Annotated in this window: 18 protein-coding genes and 1 pseudogene; 9 read left to right on the forward strand and 10 right to left on the reverse strand. The window is 63.7% G+C overall.

Features of this window, described 5'->3' with window-relative positions:
- Positions 1–77: 77 nt before the first annotated feature.
- The 5 genes from NTD82_RS13280 to pncA all read right to left on the reverse strand — a co-directional run bounded on the left by NTD82_RS13280 (position 78) and on the right by pncA (position 3,946).
- Positions 78–488 carry a SufE family protein gene (locus tag NTD82_RS13280; RefSeq protein ID WP_262129055.1) on the reverse strand — a complete coding sequence of 137 codons (411 nt, stop codon included), beginning with the start codon at positions 486–488 and terminating at the stop codon, positions 78–80.
- Complete coding sequence (locus NTD82_RS13285) at positions 485–1,690, reverse strand: aminotransferase class V-fold PLP-dependent enzyme (RefSeq protein ID WP_262129056.1); 1,206 nt, start codon at positions 1,688–1,690, stop codon at positions 485–487. Before NTD82_RS13285 ends, NTD82_RS13280 begins: the two co-directional genes overlap by 4 nt.
- Positions 1,691–1,744: 54 nt before the next feature.
- Positions 1,745–2,779: a 2,3,4,5-tetrahydropyridine-2,6-dicarboxylate N-succinyltransferase gene (dapD, locus tag NTD82_RS13290; protein WP_262129057.1), complete on the reverse strand. Its 1,035-nt coding sequence runs from the start codon at positions 2,777–2,779 to the stop codon at positions 1,745–1,747.
- A 39-nt stretch (positions 2,780–2,818) separates the two neighbouring features.
- Positions 2,819–3,166 carry an ArsC family reductase gene (locus NTD82_RS13295; protein WP_095154103.1) on the reverse strand — a complete coding sequence of 116 codons (348 nt, stop codon included), beginning with the start codon at positions 3,164–3,166 and terminating at the stop codon, positions 2,819–2,821.
- Between the two features lie 129 nt (positions 3,167–3,295).
- The gene (gene pncA / locus NTD82_RS13300; RefSeq protein WP_262129058.1) at positions 3,296–3,946 is read right to left on the reverse strand and encodes a bifunctional nicotinamidase/pyrazinamidase; all 651 of its coding nucleotides are present in this window, start codon (positions 3,944–3,946) and stop codon (positions 3,296–3,298) included.
- 213 nt (positions 3,947–4,159) lie between these two features.
- On the opposite strand from pncA, the gene NTD82_RS13305 reads away from it, so the two are divergent.
- The gene (locus tag NTD82_RS13305; protein WP_262129060.1) at positions 4,160–5,806 is read left to right on the forward strand and encodes a Na+/H+ antiporter; all 1,647 of its coding nucleotides are present in this window, start codon (positions 4,160–4,162) and stop codon (positions 5,804–5,806) included.
- 57 nt (positions 5,807–5,863) lie between these two features.
- Here the strand turns inward: NTD82_RS13305 and NTD82_RS13310 are convergent, their stop codons facing one another.
- Positions 5,864–6,481 (reverse strand): type II secretion system protein GspJ, encoded by a 618-nt coding sequence (locus NTD82_RS13310; RefSeq protein ID WP_262129061.1) that lies wholly within the window; start codon positions 6,479–6,481, stop codon positions 5,864–5,866.
- Positions 6,478–6,939, reverse strand: coding sequence for a type II secretion system minor pseudopilin GspH (gspH, locus tag NTD82_RS13315; protein WP_262129210.1), 462 nt, complete (start codon positions 6,937–6,939; stop codon positions 6,478–6,480). Before gspH ends, NTD82_RS13310 begins: the two co-directional genes overlap by 4 nt.
- Before the next feature lie 67 nt (positions 6,940–7,006).
- On the opposite strand from gspH, the gene NTD82_RS13320 reads away from it, so the two are divergent.
- A complete protein-coding gene (locus tag NTD82_RS13320; RefSeq protein ID WP_095154098.1) occupies positions 7,007–7,438 on the forward strand; it encodes a general secretion pathway protein GspC in 432 nt (143 codons plus the stop codon).
- Positions 7,439–7,452: 14 nt separating this feature from the next.
- Here NTD82_RS13320 and gspI read toward each other — a convergent pair whose 3' ends face one another.
- A complete protein-coding gene (gspI, locus tag NTD82_RS13325; RefSeq protein ID WP_095154097.1) occupies positions 7,453–7,830 on the reverse strand; it encodes a type II secretion system minor pseudopilin GspI in 378 nt (125 codons plus the stop codon).
- 146 nt (positions 7,831–7,976) lie between these two features.
- Here gspI and gspG point away from each other — a divergent pair, with 146 nt between their 5' ends.
- From gspG to gspF, 7 genes and pseudogenes are all read left to right on the forward strand, one after another.
- Complete coding sequence (gspG, locus tag NTD82_RS13330; protein WP_095154096.1) at positions 7,977–8,426, forward strand: type II secretion system major pseudopilin GspG; 450 nt, start codon at positions 7,977–7,979, stop codon at positions 8,424–8,426.
- A gap of 8 nt (positions 8,427–8,434) precedes the next feature.
- Positions 8,435–9,421 (forward strand): type II secretion system minor pseudopilin GspK, encoded by a 987-nt coding sequence (gspK, locus tag NTD82_RS13335; RefSeq protein WP_262129062.1) that lies wholly within the window; start codon positions 8,435–8,437, stop codon positions 9,419–9,421.
- Positions 9,418–10,589: pseudogene (gspL, locus tag NTD82_RS13340) on the forward strand (type II secretion system protein GspL). Before gspK ends, gspL begins: the two are co-directional and overlap by 4 nt.
- Complete coding sequence (gene gspM / locus NTD82_RS13345; RefSeq protein WP_095154093.1) at positions 10,582–11,130, forward strand: type II secretion system protein GspM; 549 nt, start codon at positions 10,582–10,584, stop codon at positions 11,128–11,130. Before gspL ends, gspM begins: the two are co-directional and overlap by 8 nt.
- Positions 11,127–13,478, forward strand: a complete 2,352-nt coding sequence (gspD, locus tag NTD82_RS13350; RefSeq protein WP_262129063.1) for a type II secretion system secretin GspD — start codon at positions 11,127–11,129, stop codon at positions 13,476–13,478. Before gspM ends, gspD begins: the two co-directional genes overlap by 4 nt.
- Positions 13,475–14,881 carry a type II secretion system ATPase GspE gene (gene gspE, locus NTD82_RS13355; protein ID WP_095154091.1) on the forward strand — a complete coding sequence of 469 codons (1,407 nt, stop codon included), beginning with the start codon at positions 13,475–13,477 and terminating at the stop codon, positions 14,879–14,881. The genes gspD and gspE overlap by 4 nt, the downstream gene beginning before the upstream one ends.
- On the forward strand, positions 14,881–16,092 hold the full coding sequence (gene gspF, locus NTD82_RS13360; RefSeq protein ID WP_262129064.1) for a type II secretion system inner membrane protein GspF: 1,212 nt from the start codon (positions 14,881–14,883) through the stop codon (positions 16,090–16,092). Before gspE ends, gspF begins: the two co-directional genes overlap by 1 nt.
- A 91-nt stretch (positions 16,093–16,183) precedes the next feature.
- Here gspF and dapC read toward each other — a convergent pair whose 3' ends face one another.
- Positions 16,184–17,380, reverse strand: coding sequence for a succinyldiaminopimelate transaminase (gene dapC, locus NTD82_RS13365; protein WP_262129065.1), 1,197 nt, complete (start codon positions 17,378–17,380; stop codon positions 16,184–16,186).
- A 23-nt stretch (positions 17,381–17,403) separates the two neighbouring features.
- Positions 17,404–20,106 carry a [protein-PII] uridylyltransferase gene (locus NTD82_RS13370; protein ID WP_095154088.1) on the reverse strand — a complete coding sequence of 901 codons (2,703 nt, stop codon included), beginning with the start codon at positions 20,104–20,106 and terminating at the stop codon, positions 17,404–17,406.
- Between the last annotated feature and the right edge of the window lie 5 nt (positions 20,107–20,111).

The following is a 20,111-nucleotide window of genomic DNA, read 5'->3' on the forward strand; positions in this document are numbered from 1 at the left end:
GGGGGGGGGGGGGGGGGGGGGGGGGGGGGGGGGGGGGGGGGGGCCCCCCCCCCCCCCCCGGCCGAGCGCAAAAAGGCTCAGCCGCCCGAAGCGAGCTGAGCCATGCGTTGCAGCACGGCGTTCAGACCGTTGCTGCGCGAAGGGGAGAGCTGCCGGCCGAGGCCGAGCTGATTGAACCAGTCGGGCAGGTCCAGCGCGCGCAGTTCGGCGCTGGACAAGCCCTCGACCCGCACCAGCAACAACGCCAGCAAGCCGCGAATCAAGCGCGCATCGCTGCCCGCGGCGAAACGCCAGCGGCCGTCTGCTTCATGGGCCACCAGCCACACCTGGCTTTCACAGCCATGGACGCGATTGGCGTCGGACTTTTCCTCATCACTCAGCGGCGCCAGCCGTTCGCCCCACTGCATCAGCAGGCGGGCGCGCTGTTCCCAGCCCGCAGCGGCGTTGAAGCTGTCGAGTGCCTCTTGTGTACCGGGGGCGAGGCTCATCGCAGCAACTCCAGGGCCTGGTCCAGCGCGTTGAAGAAGTGCAGCAGGTCGTCCGAATCGTTGTACAGCGCCAGCGACACGCGGATCGCGCCGTCGAGCCCGAGGCGATTGACCAGTGGCATGGCGCAGTGATGGCCGGCGCGCACGGCGACACCCTGCTCGGTCAGCAGGTGCGATACATCGGCGTTGTGCACGCCATCCACCACGAAGCTGGCCAGGGCCGCCTGCGGTGCGCCGAGCAGGCGAACGCCTTCGCGGTCCTGCAGGCCGCGCAGCAGATGGCGGTGCAGCGCGGCTTCATGTTCGGTGACGGCGTTCTGGTCGAGGCTGGCCAGGTAGTCCAGGGTCGCGCCGAGGCCGATCACGCTGGCGATCGGCGGCGTACCGGCTTCGAAGCCAAGTGGGGCGGGGCGGAAGCTCGACTCTTCGTATCCGGCCAGTTGCACCATTTCGCCGCCGAACTGCCAGTGGCGCAGCAGCGCCAATGCCTCGTGGCGCCCGTAGAGCACGCCGAGGCCATCCGGGCCGTAGAGCTTGTGGCTGGAAAAGACGTAGAAATCACAACCCAGCCGGGCAACGTCGTGCCGGCCGTGGACCACGCCTTGTGCACCGTCGACCACAGTCAGCGCGCCTTGGGCGCGGGCATGGTCGAGCAACGGCTGCAACGGCTGCCAGGTGCCGAGGACATTGGAGAGCTGGCTGACCGCCAGCACGCGGGTCCGCGGCCCGATCAGTTGCAGGGCCGCGTCGAGGTCGATCTGGCCGCGCCCGTCCAGCGGCAGGATCACCAGCTTCAGGCCGCGGCGCTTGGCCAGTTGCTGCCACGGCAACAGGTTGGCGTGGTGTTCGAGGGCGCTGACAGCGATTTCCTCACCGGCCTCGAAGCGTCCTTCGAGGGCGTAGGCCAGCAGGTTCAGTGCCGAGGTGGCGCCGTGGGTGAAGACGATTTGTCCGCTGGCACTGGCATTGAGCCAGAGCGCGACTTTTTCCCGGCTGGCCTCGAAGGCCTGGGTCGCCAGGGCGCCCGGCAGGTGCTGGGCACGGTGCACATTGGCTGCGCCATGGGCGTAGTAATGGCTCAGCGCATCAAGCAGGGCTTGGGGTTTCTGGGTGGTTGCCGCGCTGTCCAGATAGGTCTGGTGCTGGCGTTGCAGGGCGGCGATGGCGGGAAAATCCGCGCGCCAGGGAGAGGGTTGGAACATGATCGTAGGGCCTGAATATCGGGTCTGGCGAAAGGCCAGACCCGATCGTACCACTTAGTTGTGGGCGTGCAGCGCTTCGTTCAGCTCGATGGCCGACTTGTGCGTCTTGCACTCGACAGCGCCGGAAACCGAGTTGCGGCGGAACAGCAGGTCGGTCTGGCCGGCCAGGTCGCGGGCCTTGACCACTTTGACCAGTTGGTTCTGCTCGTCGAGCAGTTGCACCTTGGTGCCAGCGGTGATGTACAGGCCGGCTTCGACGGTGTTGCGGTCGCCCAGCGGGATGCCGATACCAGCGTTGGCGCCGATCAGGCAGCCTTCGCCCACTTTGATGATGATGTTGCCGCCACCGGACAGGGTGCCCATGGTCGAGCAACCGCCGCCCAGGTCCGAACCCTTGCCGACGAAGACGCCCGCGGAAACGCGGCCTTCAATCATGCCCGGGCCTTCGGTGCCGGCGTTAAAGTTGACGAAGCCTTCGTGCATGATCGTGGTGCCTTCGCCGATGTAGGCGCCCAGGCGGACACGGGCGCTGTCGGCGATACGCACGCCGGTCGGCACGACGTAGTCGGTCATCTTCGGGAATTTGTCTACCGAGAACACTTCCAGCAGCTCGCCTTTCAGGCGCGCTTCCAGTTGCTGCTCGGCCAGTTCGGCCAGGTCGATGGCGCCCTGGCTGGTCCAGGCGACGTTCGGCAGCAGCGGGAAGATGCCGGCCAGGCTCAGGCCGTGCGGCTTGACCAGGCGGTGGGAGAGCAGGTGCAGCTTGAGGTACGCCTCGGGCGTCGAGCTCAGGGTGGCGTCTTCGGCCAGCAACGTGGCGACCAGCGGCTTGCTGCTTTCAGCAAGGCGGGTCAGCAGGGCGGATTGCAGCGGATCGACAGCCTTGATCGCTTCGGCCAGTTGCGCGGCCTGGGACGTGGTGAAGGTGATGGCCTGGTTGCCGCCTTCATAACCCAGCAATGGGGCGACGGCGGCGACCAGTTCGGCGGCCGGGTTGAGCAGTGGCTGGGCGTAGAAGACTTCCAGCCAAGCGCCTTGGCGGTTCTGGGTGCCGACACCGAAGGCCAGGCTGAACAGGGAAGTGGACATGCAGTTACCTCGTACTGAAATTGATGAAAAGCGTGCGGCTCACTTCAGCGCGGCCGCGTACAGGTCCGGTTTGAAACCCACCAGGGTCTTGTCGCCCAGGTCGAGTACCGGGCGCTTGATCATCGACGGTTGGGCGAGCATCAGTTCGACGGCCTTGGCCTGGTCGATGTCGGCCTTCTGGGCGTCATCGAGCTTGCGGAAGGTGGTGCCGGCGCGGTTCAGGATCACGTTCCAGCCGTGCTCGTCGCACCAGCGGTTGAGGCTGTCCCGGTCGATGCCCTGGGTTTTGTAATCGTGGAAGGCGTAGTCGATGGCTTGTTCTTCGAGCCAGCTACGTGCCTTTTTCATCGTGTCACAGGCTTTGATGCCGTAAAGAGTGTAAGCCATTGAACATTAAGGGTTGTCGGGCGTTCCCGCAGCAACCCCGCGACTCCTCGGAATTTTGGGTGGGCTGGATTATGCGGCAACAACGGGCACGGCGCCACGGCTGTGGCGCCGGCATCGGACATGCGTGTATCAGGGTGCGACGAGTAACTGCCGGGACTCGATGAAAATCACCCCGGCTTGCTGCATCTCCGCCATTGCCCGCTCCAGCGAGCCGTCGCTGTCGATGGCCCGGCAGGCGTCCAGCACCACATAAGTGACGAAACCCTTGCCCCGGGCATGCAGTGCCGTCCAGGCGACGCAGAAATCCAGCGCCAGGCCGACCACGTAGACGGTGGAAATACCCTTTTCCTGCAAGTAGCCGGCGAGGCCCGTGGTGGTCTTCTGGTCGGCCTCGGTGAATGCCGAGTAGCTATCCACCGCCGGATTGCCGCCCTTGCGCACGATCAACTGGGTATGGGGGATGTTCAGCAACGGGTGGAACAGCGCGCCCTCGCTGCCCTGGATGCAGTGGTCGGGCCACAGCACCTGCGGGCCGTATGGCAATTCGATCACCTCGAACGGCTTGCGGCCCGGATGGCTGGAGGCAAACGAGGCGTGACCGGCGGGGTGCCAGTCCTGGGCCTGGACCACGTTGCGAAAGCCGCCGGCGATGCGGTTGATCAGCGGCACGATCTGGTCGCCGCCGGTCACCGGCAGGGCACCGCCGGGAATGAAGTCGTTCTGCACGTCGATGACGAGCAGGGCGCGATCGGGGCTATCGTTGTTCAGGTCTGGGGCCATCGGACGCTCTTCCTTGTAATCACGGTATGGGAGGGTAAAACCGATGCAGCAGGATAAAAGTCTTGTGTAGCATGGTGTTACACATTCTCCGCCGACCTGCGACGTATGTTCAGCGGTCGCTCGGTGGTCGAGGTCGTTACTATATGTGTCCAATGGCACTCGGCTGTCCAGCGTGCCAGGGAATGCTTTCGAATCGAACAGGAAACACGCCGTATGCAGTCAGCCTATACCGTCCTCATCCTGCTGATGCTGGTCAGTGTCTCCAAGCTGGTGGGGCGAATGATCCCGCTGCCGTTGCCGCTGGTGCAGATCGCCGCCGGTGCCTTGCTGGCCTGGCCGACCCTGGGTTTGCATGTGGCGCTGGACCCTGAACTGTTTCTCTTCCTGTTCCTGCCGCCGCTGCTGTTCTCCGATGGCTGGCGCATGCCCAAGCGCGAACTGTGGCGCTTGCGCGGGCCGATCCTCACGCTCGCGGTGGGGTTGGTGCTGTTTACCGTGGTTGGCGCCGGTTACTTCATCCACTGGATCATTCCGTCCATTCCGCTGCCCGTGGCCTTCGCGCTTGCCGCGGTGCTGTCGCCGACCGATGCCGTGGCGGTGTCGGCCATCACCCAGGACCGCCTGCCGACGCCGTTGATGCACATGCTGCAAGGCGAAGCGCTGATGAACGACGCGTCGGGCCTGGTGACTTTCAAGTTCGCCCTGGCGGCAGCCATCACCGGGGTGTTTTCCCTGGCCGAGGCCAGCCTGACCTTCGTCCTGGTGGCGCTCGGCGGCCTGGCCATCGGCGTTGCCTTGAGCTGGCTGGTGGGCCGCCTGCGCACCTGGATGATCGCTCGCGGCTGGGACGACCCGGCTACCCACGTGGTGTTCATGTTGCTCCTGCCGTTCGCCGCTTATGTACTGGCCGAGCGCCTGGGCGCTTCGGGCATTCTCTCGGCCGTGGCGGCGGGAATGATGCAGAGCTGGCTCGACCTGCTGCCGCGGCAGACCAGTACCCGACTGCTCAACCGCAGTGTCTGGTCGCTGCTGGAGTTCGCCTTCAATGGCCTGATCTTCCTGCTGCTGGGCCTGCAATTGCCGGACATCATCAAGGCGGTGACCAGCCACGAAGCCTCGCTCTGGCCGACCCTGGCCTGGCGCTGCCTGGAGGTGGTGGCGATCTTCGGCGTGTTGCTGCTGCTGCGCTATGTCTGGGTGCAGAGCATCTGGCGACTGATCGGCATGGTGCGTCGCTGGCGGGGCAAGGGCGAGTTGGTACTCGGCCCGAATGCGCGCTCCTGCTGGCTGCTGACCGTGGGTGGCGTGCGCGGGGCGGTGACCTTGGCGGGTGTGATGTCGGTGCCGCTGCTGATCAGTGCCGGCAAGGATTTCCCGGAACGCGACCTGCTGATTTTCATCGCCGCCGGGGTGATCCTGCTGTCGCTGGTGTCGGCCTGCATTGCCTTGCCGCTGTTGCTGCGCGGCGTCGAGAAAAGCGCGGACGACGCCCTGCAACAGGAAGCTGATGAAGCCTGGCGCCGCACTGCCGAGGCGGCGATTCACGCGCTGGAAGCAGAAGAAACCGCCGAACCTGGCGCACAGCAGGATGCTTCGCAGGCGGCACTGGCGGCTGAACTGAAAGCGCGCCTGATGGCCGAGTATCGCCAGCAACTCGATGCCTATAACGACAGCGCCGAGGCCCGCGCGCTGGCCGAACAGATGGATCAACTGGAGCGCCGCTTGCGTTTGCGTGCGCTGCGGGCGCAGCGTCTGGAGCTGTATCGGCTGCACCGTCATCACGAGATCGGCGACGATGTGGTGCGCAGGGTGCTGGGGGAGTTGGACTTGAGTGAGGCTAATCTGGGGCAGGTGAAGTGAACCCGCCTTGGGGCTTACGCTGCCCTGAGCTCCATCGGTATGTAGAGGGTCAGCGAATCAATTCAGTGGGCCCAGCACCTGTCGAAAACGCTCCTCACCCTGGGGCGTTTCCCGGGTCAATCGGATTTCCAGGCCTCGCGGGCCGTTTTTACGATTGCCGTTCAACTGGCGCCAGCCTGCGCCGGGCTCCCAGATACGCACCTGCAGGCTGGTGATATTACCCAGTACCGCCACGCCGTCGCGAGACGTGGGCGTCGGCAAGGGGAAGCGATCCCGGGCAGCAGCGCTAGCACGGTACAGCGTGTCCCCCTCCAGCCACCAGCGAACACGCTGCAAGCCACTCTCCGAAGTTGCCGCGCTGCGGATCACGTCGAGACGGAAGCTGTTGTTGTCGGTACTGCGGACGCTGATGACCTTCGACTTCGCGGCGTGTTGGGGGTCGTTGTTGTTCAGGTCCGGCGCCTGCAACTCGATGTTCGCCCGCAAAGCCACATCTCGCTCCAGTTGGTGCAGGGTGTGCAGGACCTCCCGGTTTTGTTCTGCGTCCCTCTGCAAATGACTGTCGGTGCGCGTCACGCTGTCCAGACCACGCCACGCAATCAGACTGACGATTGCCATCAGCAGAATCGCCACCATGACCTCGATCAGGGTAAGGCCGCCCTGTCTGCGCTTCATGGCTCGTTCACTACCCTGATTTGCCCGTCGGCCGTCCGCTGCACGGCGAGGGTGTTGCGACCGTCGGAGAGTGCCAGTTGCATGGGCGGGTTGAACCACTCCCCATTCAAGATCACTCGCTGTTTCGGTGTGACGCTTATCTTGAGGTCCGGCGTTTCCCAGGTGCGCGGATGCAGGTGTGAATCCTGGGTGAAATGATCGAAGCCGAACCCCTGGTCACTGCGACGGCTGAAATGAAAACCCTTGCCATCGGATTCCAAGGTGATCGGGCGCCCATCGACTTGCGCCTCGGCCTGGGCAATTTGCAGCAACTGGACCAGCCGATTGGCATCCTTGCGCAAGCGTTGTTGCGGATCTGGCTTGATGCTGATGCTGACGGCCGCGCTGGCGATTCCAACAATGATGAGCACCACCATCAGTTCGATCAGGGTAAAACCCTTTTGTCCGTATTGGGGCATGGCCAACGTTCCGTCGTTGTTTATCGGTCCTGTAGACTGCAACACCAGACAACAGGGAGGTTTTGTCTTGGCATTCACTTTTCGTGTAGCGGCGCCGCACATTCTGCAAGGCGCGGCCTTGATCGCGGCGCTGGCGGGCGTGTTGGTCTGGTCAGCGCTGTTGCTGACGTCGGCCGAATCCAATGCACCGGCGGCAACGCGCCCTGATCCAGTGGCCCGCGCCGACACACCCGCATTGCGATGGTTTTCCAGCCAGCCTGTGATGATGGACATCAAGGTGTCCGGGGTGATGGCCGGTGCGCAAGGCGCGGTGGCCATCATCAGCCTCAACAACGGCCCGCCCCGCAGCTTTCTCACCGGTGACCGCCTGGCCAACGGTTTGCGCCTGCTGGCGATAGAAGGGGATGCGGTCATCGTCGAGCGAGGTTCGGAGCAGAGCCGATTCAAAGTCAGCACGCTGCCGGACTCCCCTGTATTACCTCGATTGACTCGTCCATGAACACGCTCCTGGCGTTATTCCATTGCCTGGCTGAGGAGCGTGTCGAGCCGAGCCAGCGGCGGTGCCTCGCGCAGGCCATCTGAAACCAGGACCGTGACGTGCATCAGCCGCCCATCGGCGCTTGGAGCAATGGTCTGCTCACAACGAAGTTGCAACCTTCCCTGATCACATTCAAAACGCTTCAGGCCCGCGGAAAAGCGTCCTTCAAGTCGTAGCTCGGCGATCTGGCTTTGCGCCGCCAGCAGCGCCATCGAGCGATCACGCAGCCGTTCGTTGATTTGAGTCATCAGGCCCGCGATGCGAACGGCCGCCGACATCGCAATGGCAATGATCGTCAAGGCCACAAGGACCTCGATCAAGGTGAATCCACGCTCCTTGCGCAACGTCTCCATGAATGACTCTTGGCTGAAAACAGGGGCGCAGAATAGCACCCGGGCCCGAGGAAATGGCGAGGCGCCCCAGGTGGTATTTGTATTTTTCATCGGACCGGTTTTGTTACACTGCGCGCCGAATCGCAACCAAGCCAAGGAAGGTGGAAATGGATTTCGCGCGCGCCAAATATCAGTCCGCAAACCGTCGCGGTCAACGTGGGTTCACGCTGATAGAAATCATGGTAGTCGTGGTTATCCTCGGTATCCTTGCGGCCATGGTCGTACCCAAGGTGCTCGATCGTCCTGACCAGGCCAGGGCCACGGCGGCGAAGCAAGACGTCGCGGGGCTGATGCAGGCGCTGAAGCTTTATCGTCTCGACCACGGTAGCTACCCCAGCATGAATCAGGGACTCAAGGTGCTGGTGGAGCGTCCGGCCGACGCGAAAAATACCCACTGGCGTTCCTATCTGGAGCGCCTGCCCAATGACCCTTGGGGTCATCCGTATCACTACTTGAATCCCGGCGCCAATGGCGAAGTGGACATCTTTTCTCTGGGGGCCGACGGCCAGCCGGATGGCGAAGGCGCGAATGCCGATATCGGCTCCTGGCAGCTCTAAGCGCCGCCATGAAATCGTATTCGCGGACATTGCCCAGGCAGAGGGGCATGGCGATCATCAGCGCCTTGTTGATCGCGGCGGTAGTGGCGGTGATTGCCGCCGGCATGCTGACCCGCCAGAGTGTACTCACGCGGTCACTTGAGGCAGAACAGTGTCGCGTGCAGAGCCATGCGGCACTCCTGGGGGGGCTGGAAGTCAGCCGGTACGTCCTTCTGGATTCTCGCAAGCGAGATCGGCTGACCCGACCTGACCAGCCATGGGCACAACTCATTCAGACCGTCGTTCCGACCCCCCGGATGGGACCGTTCGAAGGTCGATTGGTCGATCAGCAAGGCAAGTTCAACCTGCGCAACTTGCTGGCTAATGAGCGCGTTGATGCCGATCAGGTGCGCAGTTTCGAGCGGTTATGCGAAATGATTGGCATCGATGCCGGTCTCGCGCAGCGTATCAGTCAACGGGTCATTGCCTCCTATCCGCGAGTTCCCGGGCCACAAGTGTCGGAGCAATCGGCTACCCAGAACAGCTTCGCCAGTGGTCGCTCCACCTCTCCTGGCTACATTCACAAACCGCTGCCTGCTGCCCTGCCGATGTTGCGCAGCCTGGAAGGTTTGCGTGGCATCGATGGCATGAACGAGGCGCTACTTGCCCGGCTGGATCAATTCGTCAGCATCATTCCGGTCAATGCCTGGGTCAACGCCAATACCGCCAGTGCGGAAGTCCTGGCCGCGATGGTGCCGGGGTTGTCTCTGACGCAGGCCAGAGCAGCCGTGGCGGAACGTGACAGCGGTCTCTGGTTCATAGACCGAGGCGATATCGGCAATCGTCTGCGCTTGCCGCAGTTGAGTATCGACGGGCTCAAAGTCGGCATTAGCAGCGAGTGGTTCCTGCTTCATGGCCAGACCCGCTGCGAGAAGCGTCGCGTCGGCATGGAAGCGCTTCTGCATAGTCCGGAACAGGGCGTGCCCAAGGTGATCTGGTCGAGGCCGGGAGTATGACGCTGCTGAGAATCGCATTGCCGCCACTGGAGCACCTGACGGCAAACACCGAGCTTGAATTCGCTTGTCTGGAACACCGCGGCCGTGTCGGGCAGACCGGCGTCAGCACGCTCATGCAGATAGGGCAGCAAACCGGGTCGCGAGCCGTCGAGTGCTTTCTTCATCCTGCGGACAGCGTAATGACCAGCATCGAACTGCCGCCGCTTTCTGCCGCGAGAGTGCGGGCTGCGGTGGGGTGCGCTGTACAGACGCTGATCCTTGGGGACAAGGACCGCCTGCATGTCGCCCATAGCGCCCGGGATGGCAACGGGCAGGTTCATGTGAGCTGGTTGGCCAAGGCTGAGCTGGATCGCCTCGCCCGGCTGTTGGCCCAGCATCGATTGACCTTGCGTGGCCTTTATCCCGCGCCTTACAGGCTTGCCTTGCCGCCTGCCGGACACATAAGCGCCTGCTTGCTGGACGACCACTTGCTGTTACGCCAGAGCGCTGAGCAAGGGGCCGTGGAGCCATTGATGGAAGACCGCCTGGATGACTTGCTGGCGGATGGCGACAGGGTGAATTGGATTGGCCAAGGCGCTCGCGGCGAGAGCCTCGACGAAAAGCCTGCAGCGCTTTATTGGTCAGGTATTGCGCCGAATTGGGGGCTTCACGGAGGTGTTCGGCAAGCGGATACCGGGCGGCGAAGCTGGGGCGGGCGCTCGCTTGCTGCGCAGTGGCATTGGCTGTCTGGGTGATCGGGTTGAATCTGTACGCCGCCCGTGAAGCCCTCCAGGGCCAGCAGCTCAAGGCGCAAATGACACAGCGGGTGAAGCAGGCGTTCCCCGAATTGCCGGTGATCCTCAATCCGCTGCAACAGGCCCGGCAGCAACTCACTGCCCGCCAGCAAGGCACGGCGGACGATCCCGCCCAAGGCTTCAATCGTCTGGTGTTGCAGGCTGGCAGCAGCATGCCGTTCATGATGGGCAGCGTACAGCGGCTGGTGTTCGCCGACGGTGCGTTGCAACTGAGCCTGCTGGCCGAGGCCAGCCGATCGGACAACGACAAGGGCTGGCAAGGTGCACTGGCTCAGGCGGGCATCAGCGTCAGTGCCACTGATGACGGCTGGGTTTTGCGCCCGGCAGCCGAGGTGATCTCCACCGACGACAGCAGCGGAGCAGAGGATGAATAACCCAATCCTTGCCAGGCATCGGGCCGGGTGGCAGCGCCTGAACGTTCGATTGCAGACCGGTTGGCAGGCATTGACCCTGCGGGAAAAGCGCATGGTCGGCGGTATGGCGGTGCTGCTGGTGGGGCTGTTTTTCTGGGTGGCATTGATCCAGCCGCCGCTTGCGAAGATCGCCTATTGGCAAGCCGAGGCACCGAAACTGCGCGCCCAGACCGAAGCACTGGACGTGCTGCTGCGGGACGTCAGCCCCCGGCCCGACGGACAAAACCTCGAACACGCGCTGCAACAGACCTTGCAGGCCGGCGGGCTGGGCGGCCACTACCAGTTGCAGGCTGCACCGTCCGGGGGCTGGCAGTTGACCTTCGATGCCGCACCCGCCGATGCGGTGCTCGACTGGCTGCTGAGCCGCCCACGGCAATTTTCGCTGCAAGTGGTCGAGGCCCGTCTGCAACGTGCAGGCGGCGCTGCGACCGATGATACCGCCGGCACTCTGTCAGGCACTGTACGCATGGATCAGGCGCTGGGCGCTAAGGAAGCTTCATGAAGGGGTCAGGTTTCAACCCGGTGCGCAAGGCATTGCCAATGCTGTTGATGGCGTTGAGTGCGTGCAGCAGCACCACACCGCAAAACCAGCCGCCGTTGCTGGTGGACAGCGAGCTCGGCCGGCCCTTGGCCAATACCCAGCGCAGTGGCGACGCGGTGCTGGATCGCGAGCGGATGCAGGCCCAGGCCAGGCCCGTCCCCAAGCAACGGCACAACATCACCGAACGGCCCCGCACTGCTTCTACGCCACACGCGGCGGTCAATCCGCTGGGCGACCAGTTGGTGACCCTGAACTTCGTGGAGGCCGATATTCAGGCAGTGGTGCGGGCACTGTCCCGCTCCACCGGCCAGCAGTTTCTGGTCGATCCGCGGGTCAAAGGCAACCTGACGCTTGTGTCCGAGGGCCAGGTGCCGGCGCGCCAGGCTTACGAAATGCTGTTGGCGGTGCTGCGCATGCAGGGCTTCAGCGTGGTGGATGTCGGTGGCGTGGCCCATGTGGTGCCGGAAGTCGACGCCAAATTTCTTGGCGGACCGGTCTACAGCGCCGACAAGCCGGCCGGCAATGGCATGTTCACCCGCACTTTCCGCCTGCAGTACGAAAATGCAGTCAACCTGATCCCGGTGCTGCGGCCGATCGTCTCGCCGAACAATCCGATCAACTCCTATCCCGGCAACAATACCCTGGTGGTCACCGACTACGCTGCCAACCTTGAGCGGGTCGCAGAGCTGATCGCCACCATCGATATCCCGAGTGCCATCGACACCGACGTGGTACCGATCCACAACGGCATCGCCGCCGACATCGCGCCGATGGTGGCCGATCTGCTGGAGACATCGGGCAACGATCCGACCCAGAAAATCGTGGTGATCGGCGATCCGCGCTCCAATACCATCATCATCCGCGCCGGCAGCCCCGAGCGCACCGAGCTGGCCCGCAACCTGATCTACAAGCTCGACAACGCCCAAAGCAACCCGAGCAACCTGCATGTGGTTTACCTGCGCAATGCCCAGGCCGGCAAGCTGGCTCAGACCTTGCGGGGTTTACTGACCGGCGAAAGCGACAGCAACACCAGCGATAGCGCGCGCTCGGCACTCAGTGCCATGGGCGGCAATTCGAGCGGGCAGGGCAGCCAGAGTGGTATGCAAACCAACGGCACCGCTTCAACGGCCCATAACGGCAGCTCGGGCGGCAACTATGCCCAGGGCAGCAGCGGCGGCAGCAATGCGCAGGACAGTGAACAGAACGTCGCGTTCAGCGCGGGTGGCGTGACCATCCAGGCCGACGCCACCACCAACACATTGTTGATTTCGGCAGCGGAACCGCTGTACCGCAACCTGCGGGAAGTCATCGATCTGCTCGACCAGCGCCGTGCGCAAGTGATGATCGAAAGCCTGATCGTCGAGGTCGGCGAAGACGATGCCAGTGAATTCGGCGTGCAATGGCAGACCGGCAATCTTGGTGGCAAGGGTGTGATCGGCGGCGCCAATCTGGGCGGCTCCGGAATCAACCTCAACGGCAAGACCAGTCTAGATGTTCTGCCCCAAGGGCTGAATCTCGGCTACGTGAATGGCAGTGTCGACATCCCCGGCATCGGCAAAATCCTCGATTTGAAAGTCCTGGCCCGGGCCTTGAAGAGCAAAGGCGGCACCAACGTGCTGTCGACACCGAACCTGCTGACCCTGGATAACGAAGCCGCGAGCATTTTCGTCGGCCAGACCATTCCGTTCGTCAGCGGCAGTTACGTTACCGGTGGCGGCGGAACCAGCAACAACCCGTTCCAGACCGTGACCCGTGAAGAGGTCGGGTTGAAGCTCAACGTGCGACCGCAGATTTCCGAGGGCGGCACGGTCAAGCTCGATATCTATCAGGAAGTCAGCAGCATCGACGAGCGGGCATCGGCCTCCGCTACGTCGGCGGGGGTCGTCACCAGCAAGCGTGCGATCGACACCAGCATCCTGCTCGACGACGGCCAGATCATGGTGCTCGGCGGTCTGTTGCAGGACGGCTACAGCCAGAGCAACGAAGCGGTGCCATGGCTCGGCAGCCTGCCGGGGATCGGCGCGCTGTTTCGTAACGAACGCCGCTCGATCAACAAGACAAATCTGATGGTATTCCTGCGCCCGTACATCATTCGCGACAGCGCGGCGGGGCGCAGCATCACCCTCAATCGTTACGACTTCATGCGTCGCGCCCAGGGCGGATTGCAACCGGAGCGCAACTGGGCGATGCCAGACATGCAGGCTCCGCAGCTGCCGACCGCAGCGCAGGGCGTCCCGGCTCCGGGGGCAGTTTCAGCGCCGAGGGCGACCATCAGGGCGGTGCCGCTGGATGGAGGCCCGAACCTGTGAGCGCACTGCCCTACGCCTGGGCCAAGGCCCAGCGCATTCTGTTGCGTGAAGGGGTGCTGACGGTGTGCCCGTCGACACCGGGTTGGTCGATCAGCGAGGTGCGTCGCCAGTTCGGCCCGGCCAGGCTGGAGCGGGTGCGCGATGACGAACTCGACGGTCTGCTGGCCACGGCCTACGCTGATACCGGCAGCGCGGCGGCAGTGGTCGGTGCGGCGGAGAACGAAGTCGACCTCGACCGCCTGATGCAGGACATGCCGGAAATCACCGACCTGCTCGACACCCAGGACGGCGCGCCGGTGATTCGCATGATCAACGCCTTGCTCACCCAGGCGGCGCGTGACGAGGCCAGCGACATCCACATCGAACCCTTCGAAACCCATTCGGTGGTGCGCTACCGGGTCGACGGCACCCTGCGCGACGTGGTCTCGCCGCGCAAGGCACTGCATGGCGCGCTGGTGTCACGGATCAAGATCATGGCCCTGCTCGACATCGCTGAAAAGCGCTTGCCCCAGGACGGTCGTATCACCTTGCGCGTGGCCGGGCGGCCGATCGACATCCGCGTCTCGACCGTGCCCACCGGTCATGGCGAACGGGTGGTGATGCGCCTGCTCGACAAACAGGCTGGGCGATTGCATCTGGAAACGCTCGGCATGGACGCGCAGGTGCTGGCCAGGCTCGACCAACTGATCCGCCAGCCCCACGGCATCGTGCTGGTCACCGGCCCGACCGGCAGCGGCAAGACCACCAGTCTCTATGCGGCACTGGCACGGCTCGACGCCAGCACCAGCAATATCCTCACCGTGGAGGACCCGGTGGAATATGACCTGCCGGGCATCAGCCAGATCCAGGTCAACGCCAAGATCGACATGACCTTCGCCCTGGCCCTGCGGGCGATTCTCCGGCAAGACCCGGACATCATCATGATCGGCGAGATTCGTGACCTCGAAACCGCGCAGATCGCCGTGCAGGCTTCGTTGACCGGTCACCTGGTGCTGGCGACCCTGCACACCAACGATGCCGTGTCGGCGGTCAACCGGTTGGTCGACATGGGCGTCGAACCGTTTCTGTTGGCGTCGTCGATGCTCGGCGTGCTGGCGCAACGACTGGTGCGGCGCCTGTGTTCGCAGTGCAGGCAGCAAGACCCGGCAACCCCCGGCACCTGGCGTCCAGTGGGCTGTGAGGCCTGCAACCACACGGGTTACAGCGGCCGTACCGGGATTCATGAGTTGTTCTGCATCGACGACGATATCCGCACCCTGATCCATCAAGGCGCCGGAGAGCAGGCCTTGCGGGCAGCCGCGCAGCAAGCCGGGATGCTCAGCTTGCGCGAGGACGGCGAGCGCTGGATCCGCAGCGGTGTCACGGCCCCTGAAGAAATCTTGCGTGTGACACGGGACACCTGATGAACCGCTACCGTTTTGAAGCTGCTGATGCCAGCGGCAAGATCGAGTCCGGACACCTCGAGGCCGATAGCCAGAGTGCGGCGCTAGGCGTGCTGCGCAGTCGGGGTCTGACGGCGCTGTCGGTGCAACAGGAGAATCCTGCGGCCCATTCCGGTTCCGACAGTCTGTTCAGCCCGCGGCTTTCGGACAACGACCTGGCCTGGGCCACCCGGCAACTGGCGAGCCTGCTCAGTGCCAGCCTGCCGCTGGAAGCTGCGCTGAGCGCTACGGTGGAGCAGTCCGAGAAAAAGCATATCGCCCACACCCTCAGTGGCGTGCGTGCCGACGTACGCAGCGGCATGCGCCTGGCCGAGGCGCTGGCGGCGCGGCCCCGGGATTTTCCCGAAATCTACCGGGCGTTGATCGCGGCGGGGGAGGAGTCCGGGGACCTGGCGCAGGTGATGGAGCGGCTGGCGGATTACATCGAGGAGCGCAACAACCTGCGCAGCAAGATACTCACGGCGTTCATTTATCCCGGCGTGGTCGGGCTGGTGTCGATCGGGATCGTGATTTTCCTGCTCAGCTACGTGGTGCCGCAGGTGGTGAGTGCGTTTTCCCAGGCCCGTCAGGATTTGCCGTGGCTGACGCTTGCGATGCTCAATGCCAGTGATTTCATCCGCACCTGGGGCTGGTTATGCGCTGCCGTCATGACCGGTGCGTTTTGGAGCTGGCGACTTTATTTGCGCAACCCGACGGCGCGTTTGAGCTGGCACCATCGGGTGCTTAAGCTTCCCCTGATCGGTCGTTTTGTCCTGGGATTGAACACGGCAAGGTTCGCCTCCACGCTGGCGATTCTTGGCGGCGCCGGGGTGCCGCTGTTGCGGGCGCTGGAGGCGGCACGTCAGACCCTGTCCAACGAACGCCTGAGCCTGAGCGTCAGCGAGGCCACGGCCAGGGTACGAGAAGGCGCGAACCTGGCGGCGGCGCTCAAGGTGGAGAATGTGTTTCCGCCGCTGTTGATTCATTTGATTGCCAGCGGTGAGAAAACCGGGTCGCTGCCGCCGATGCTCGAGCGCGCTGCACAAACCTTGTCCCGCGACATCGAGCGCCGCGCCATGGGCATGACCGCGTTGCTTGAGCCGCTGATGATCGTGGTGATGGGTGGGGTGGTGCTGGTGATCGTCATGGCGGTGCTGTTGCCGATCATCGAGATCAACCAACTGGTGCAATAGGATGAACAGCCCTCGTCGCCGAGCGCTATTTTGGGTGCACAACTGACAGAAACATCAGTTGTGCACCGGGCGGGATGCTAGCGCAGAATGTTCAACCTTCGATAAACGCCCGAATACGCTTCGCCGCTTCCACACACTCCGCCAGCGGTGCCACCAGCGCCATGCGCACGCGGCCGGCACCCGGGTTGACGCCGTCAACGTCACGGGACAGGTACGAGCCCGGCACCACGGTCACGTGCTGTTGCTCGAACAGGTCACGGCAGAATGCGGCATCGTCATTGCCCGGGACTTTCGCCCAGAGGTAGAAGCCGCCATCCGGTTTTTGTACGTCCAGTACCGGGCCGAGGATATCCAGTACGGCGTCGAACTTCTCGCGGTACAGGTCGCGGTTGTCGCGCACGTGGGCTTCGTCGTTCCAGGCAGCGATGCTCGCCAGTTGGGTCTGCACCGGCATTGCGCAGCCATGGTAGGTGCGGTACAGCAGGAAGCCCTTGAGGATGTCGGCGTCACCGGCAACGAAACCGGAACGCAGGCCCGGCAGGTTGGAGCGCTTGGACAGGCTGTGGAACACCACGCAACGCTTGAAGTCACTGCGGCCCAGTTCGGCGCAGGCGCTGAGCAGGCCCGGCGGCGGGGTTTGTTCGTCGAAGTACAGTTCGCTGTAGCACTCGTCGGCGGCGATGACGAAGTCGTATTGGTCGGCCAGGGCGATGAGTTTCTTCAGGGTTTCCAGCGGCACCAGGGCGCCGGTCGGGTTGCCGGGCGAGCAGAGGAAGAGGATCTGGCAGCGCTGCCAGACGTCCGCCGGCACCGCGTCGAAGTCCGGGTTGAAGCCGTTCTGGTCCAGGCATGGCAGGTAGTGCGGCTTGACGCCGGCCAGCAGCGCCGCGCCTTCGTAGATCTGATAGAACGGATTCGGGCTGATGATCAGGCCGTCATCGCTGCGATTGACTACGGCCTGGGTGAAGGAAAACAGCGCTTCACGGGTGCCGTTGACCGGCAGCACATGGCGGGCAGCGTCGAGCCAGCCGGCCGGCACGCCGAAGCGGCGCTCGCACCAGTGGGCGATGGATTCGCGCAGGGCCGGCAGGCCGAGGGTGGTCGGGTACACCGCCATCTGGTCGAGGTTGTCGGCCAGGGCCTTGGCCACGAAAGCCGGCGAGGTGTGCTTCGGCTCACCGATCGACAGGGCGATGGCACGCTTGTCCGCCGCAGGGGTGACGCTGCCCAGCAGGGCGCGCAGTTTCTCGAACGGGTAGGGCTGAAGCTGGTTCAAAGCGGTGTTCATCGGCGCGGGTTCTCGTCAAAGCATTAAATGGTCAGGCGAAAGGGTTCATTGCCACTGGCCTGGTCGACGCGCAACTGTTCGACGATCGCGTCCTGCAGGCGGCTGCACAGTTGTGGGTCGGAAAGCGGTTGGTTGTCGGCGTCGGTAATGAAGAACACGTCTTCCACGCGCTCGCCGAGGGTGGCGATCTTGGCGTTCTGCAGCGACAGGTCGAAGTCCAGGAAGATCTTGCCGATCCGCGCCAGCAGGCCCGGGCGGTCGGGCGCGATGATTTCGAGGATGGTCACCGGGCGCTGGGCATCGTTGAGGATGGTCACCTGCGGCGCGAAGGAGAAGTGCTTGAGCTGGCGCGGCACCCGGCGATGGATGATGTTCGGGTAGTCGTCCGGGTTGCGCAGGGCTTCGGTCAGGCCGTCGCGGATCTGCTTGATGCGCTGCGGGTTGTCGCCGATCGAGCCGCCGTCGTTGTCGAGCACGATGTAGGTGTCGAGGGTGAACTGGCTGCTGGAGGTGATGATCCGCGCGTCATGGATGTTCAGGTTGAGCTGGTCCATCGCCGCCACGGTCACGGCGAAGAAATCATGCTGGTCAGGCGCGTAGATGAAGATCTGCGTGCCGCCTTCGAATTCGCGCTGGGTGGTTTCCTTGATCAGCACCAGCGGGCCGCCATCGGCGGGCTGCTGGAGGATCGCGTCGGAGTGCCAGGCGACATCGGCGGCGGTGTGGCGCAGGAAATAGTCGTCGCCCAGTTGCGACCAGAGCTGTTCGACGTCGTCCTGGTCGGTGCCTTCGCGCACCAGAATGTCGAGGGCGGCGCTTTGCGTCTGGCGGATCTGCTCTTCACGGTCCAGCGGGTTTTCCAGGCCGCGGCGCAGGGCGCGCTTGGTCTCGGTGTAGAGCTGGCGCAGCAGGCTGGCGCGCCACGAGTTCCACAGGCTGGGGTTGGTGGCGTTGATATCGGCCACGGTCAGCACGTAGAGGTAGTCCAGATGCACCTGGTCGCCGACCATCTGGGCGAAATCGTGGATCACCTGCGGGTCGGAAAGGTCTTTGCGCTGCGCGGTGGTGGACATCACCAGGTGGTTCTGCACCAGCCAGACGATCAGGCGGCTGTCCCAGGCCGGCAGTTGATGGCGCTCGCAGAAGGCTTGCGCGTCCACCGCGCCCAGCTCCGAGTGATCGCCCTGACGGCCCTTGCCGATGTCGTGGTAGAGCCCGGCGAGGTACGCCAGTTCCGGCTTGGGCAGCCGGCCCATGAGCTTGCTGGCCAGCGGAAACTTCTCCGACACCGGGGTGTACTGGAGTTTGCGCAGGTGCTTGATCAGGTTGAGGGTGTGGGCATCGACTGTATAGATGTGGAAAAGGTCGTGCTGCATCTGCCCGACGATCAGGCCGAACTCCGGCAGGTAGCGCCCGAGGATGCCGTAGCGATTCATTCGGCGCAGGTTACGGTGGATGCCGATCTCGCACTTGAACAGCTCGATGAACAGGCTGGTGTTGCGGATATCGTTGCGGAAACTGTCGTCGATCAGGTGACGATTTTCCCGCAGCAGACGGATGGTGTCGGCGCGAACGCCCTTTATTTCCGGGTGCTGCGCCATCAGTACGAAGATTTCCAGCATGGCGAACGGCGTGCGCTTGAACACGTTCGGGCGCACGGCCTCGATATAGCCATCGTGCAACTGGAAGCGCGCGTTCAGCGGCTGGGTGGTGCTGCTGGAGTCGTCGGCGAGGATGACTTCCTCGAAGTGCTGGATGATCAGGTCGCTGAGCTCGGCAATGCTCATGACCACCCGGTAATACTGCTGCATGAACTGCTCGATGGCGCGTTTCGGGTTTTCATCCTTGAAGCCGAGCAGGGCGGCAATGCTGCGCTGGTGGTCGAACAGCAGGCGGTCTTCGGAGCGCCCGGCGAGCATGTGCAGGGCGTAGCGCACTTTCCAGAGGAATTCCTGGGACGAGGCCAGCAGCTTGTTCTCACTTTCCAGCAGGAAACCTTCGCCCGCGAGGGCGTGCAGGTTCAGGGTGCCGTATTGGCGACGGGCGACCCAGAGTACCGTCTGGATGTCGCGCAGGCCGCCGGGCGAGCCCTTCACGTTGGGTTCGAGGTTGTATTCGGTGTCGTTGTACTTGTGGTGACGGGCTTTCTGCTCGGCACGCTTGGCCAGGAAGAACTCCTTGCTCGGCCACATGTGCTCGGGGCTGGTGACCTCCAGCATGCGCAGGCGAAGGTGCTCGGGGCCGCTGATGGTGCGGCTTTCCATCAGGTTGGTGACCACCGTCAGGTCGGCGCGGGCCTGTTCGGCGCATTCATCGACGGAGCGCACGCTCTGGCCGACTTCCAGGCCGATATCCCAGAGCAGCGTCAGAAAACGCTCGATCGAGTCGCGGAAAATCTCATGATCGGCGCTGTCCAGCAGGATCAGCAGGTCGATGTCCGAGTGCGGGTGCAGCTCGCCGCGACCGTAGCCACCGACCGCGACCAGGGCGATATCGGCATCTTCGCTCCAGTCGAACTGGTTCCAGGCCTGTTGCAGGATGTTGTCGACGAACCAGGCGCGGTCCTCGATCAACCGGCGGATATCACGGCCCTGGCGAAACCGTTCATCGAGCACTTCGCCGGCACGACGAATGGCTTTCTTGAAGGCCGCGATCGGGCTTGACTTGAGGGCCAGTTCCGCCTGGAACTGGCCGCGGTCGAACAGCTCGGGATCCACCTGTGGCATCGAGT

It is taken from the genome of Pseudomonas sp. 5P_5.1_Bac1, assembly GCF_025466015.1.
In the GTDB taxonomy this organism is placed as follows: Bacteria; Pseudomonadota; Gammaproteobacteria; order Pseudomonadales; family Pseudomonadaceae; genus Aquipseudomonas.

Excerpts from the sequence above, each read along its gene's own strand:
- NTD82_RS13280 (WP_262129055.1), bottom strand. The coding sequence starts at position 488 with ATGAGCCTCGCCCCCGGTACACAAGAGGCACTCGACAGCTTCAACGCC.
- NTD82_RS13285 (WP_262129056.1), bottom strand. The coding sequence starts at position 1,690 with ATGTTCCAACCCTCTCCCTGGCGCGCGGATTTTCCCGCCATCGCCGCC.
- dapD (WP_262129057.1), bottom strand. The coding sequence starts at position 2,779 with ATGTCCACTTCCCTGTTCAGCCTGGCCTTCGGTGTCGGCACCCAGAAC.
- NTD82_RS13295 (WP_095154103.1), bottom strand. The coding sequence starts at position 3,166 with ATGGCTTACACTCTTTACGGCATCAAAGCCTGTGACACGATGAAAAAG.
- pncA (WP_262129058.1), bottom strand. The coding sequence starts at position 3,946 with ATGGCCCCAGACCTGAACAACGATAGCCCCGATCGCGCCCTGCTCGTC.
- NTD82_RS13305 (WP_262129060.1), top strand. The coding sequence starts at position 4,160 with ATGCAGTCAGCCTATACCGTCCTCATCCTGCTGATGCTGGTCAGTGTC.
- NTD82_RS13310 (WP_262129061.1), bottom strand. The coding sequence starts at position 6,481 with ATGAAGCGCAGACAGGGCGGCCTTACCCTGATCGAGGTCATGGTGGCG.
- gspH (WP_262129210.1), bottom strand. The coding sequence starts at position 6,939 with ATGCCCCAATACGGACAAAAGGGTTTTACCCTGATCGAACTGATGGTG.
- gspI (WP_095154097.1), bottom strand. The coding sequence starts at position 7,830 with ATGGAGACGTTGCGCAAGGAGCGTGGATTCACCTTGATCGAGGTCCTT.
- gspG (WP_095154096.1), top strand. The coding sequence starts at position 7,977 with ATGGATTTCGCGCGCGCCAAATATCAGTCCGCAAACCGTCGCGGTCAA.
- gspK (WP_262129062.1), top strand. The coding sequence starts at position 8,435 with ATGAAATCGTATTCGCGGACATTGCCCAGGCAGAGGGGCATGGCGATC.
- gspM (WP_095154093.1), top strand. The coding sequence starts at position 10,582 with ATGAATAACCCAATCCTTGCCAGGCATCGGGCCGGGTGGCAGCGCCTG.
- gspD (WP_262129063.1), top strand. The coding sequence starts at position 11,127 with ATGAAGGGGTCAGGTTTCAACCCGGTGCGCAAGGCATTGCCAATGCTG.
- gspF (WP_262129064.1), top strand. The coding sequence starts at position 14,881 with ATGAACCGCTACCGTTTTGAAGCTGCTGATGCCAGCGGCAAGATCGAG.
- dapC (WP_262129065.1), bottom strand. The coding sequence starts at position 17,380 with ATGAACACCGCTTTGAACCAGCTTCAGCCCTACCCGTTCGAGAAACTG.
- NTD82_RS13370 (WP_095154088.1), bottom strand. The coding sequence starts at position 20,106 with ATGCCACAGGTGGATCCCGAGCTGTTCGACCGCGGCCAGTTCCAGGCG.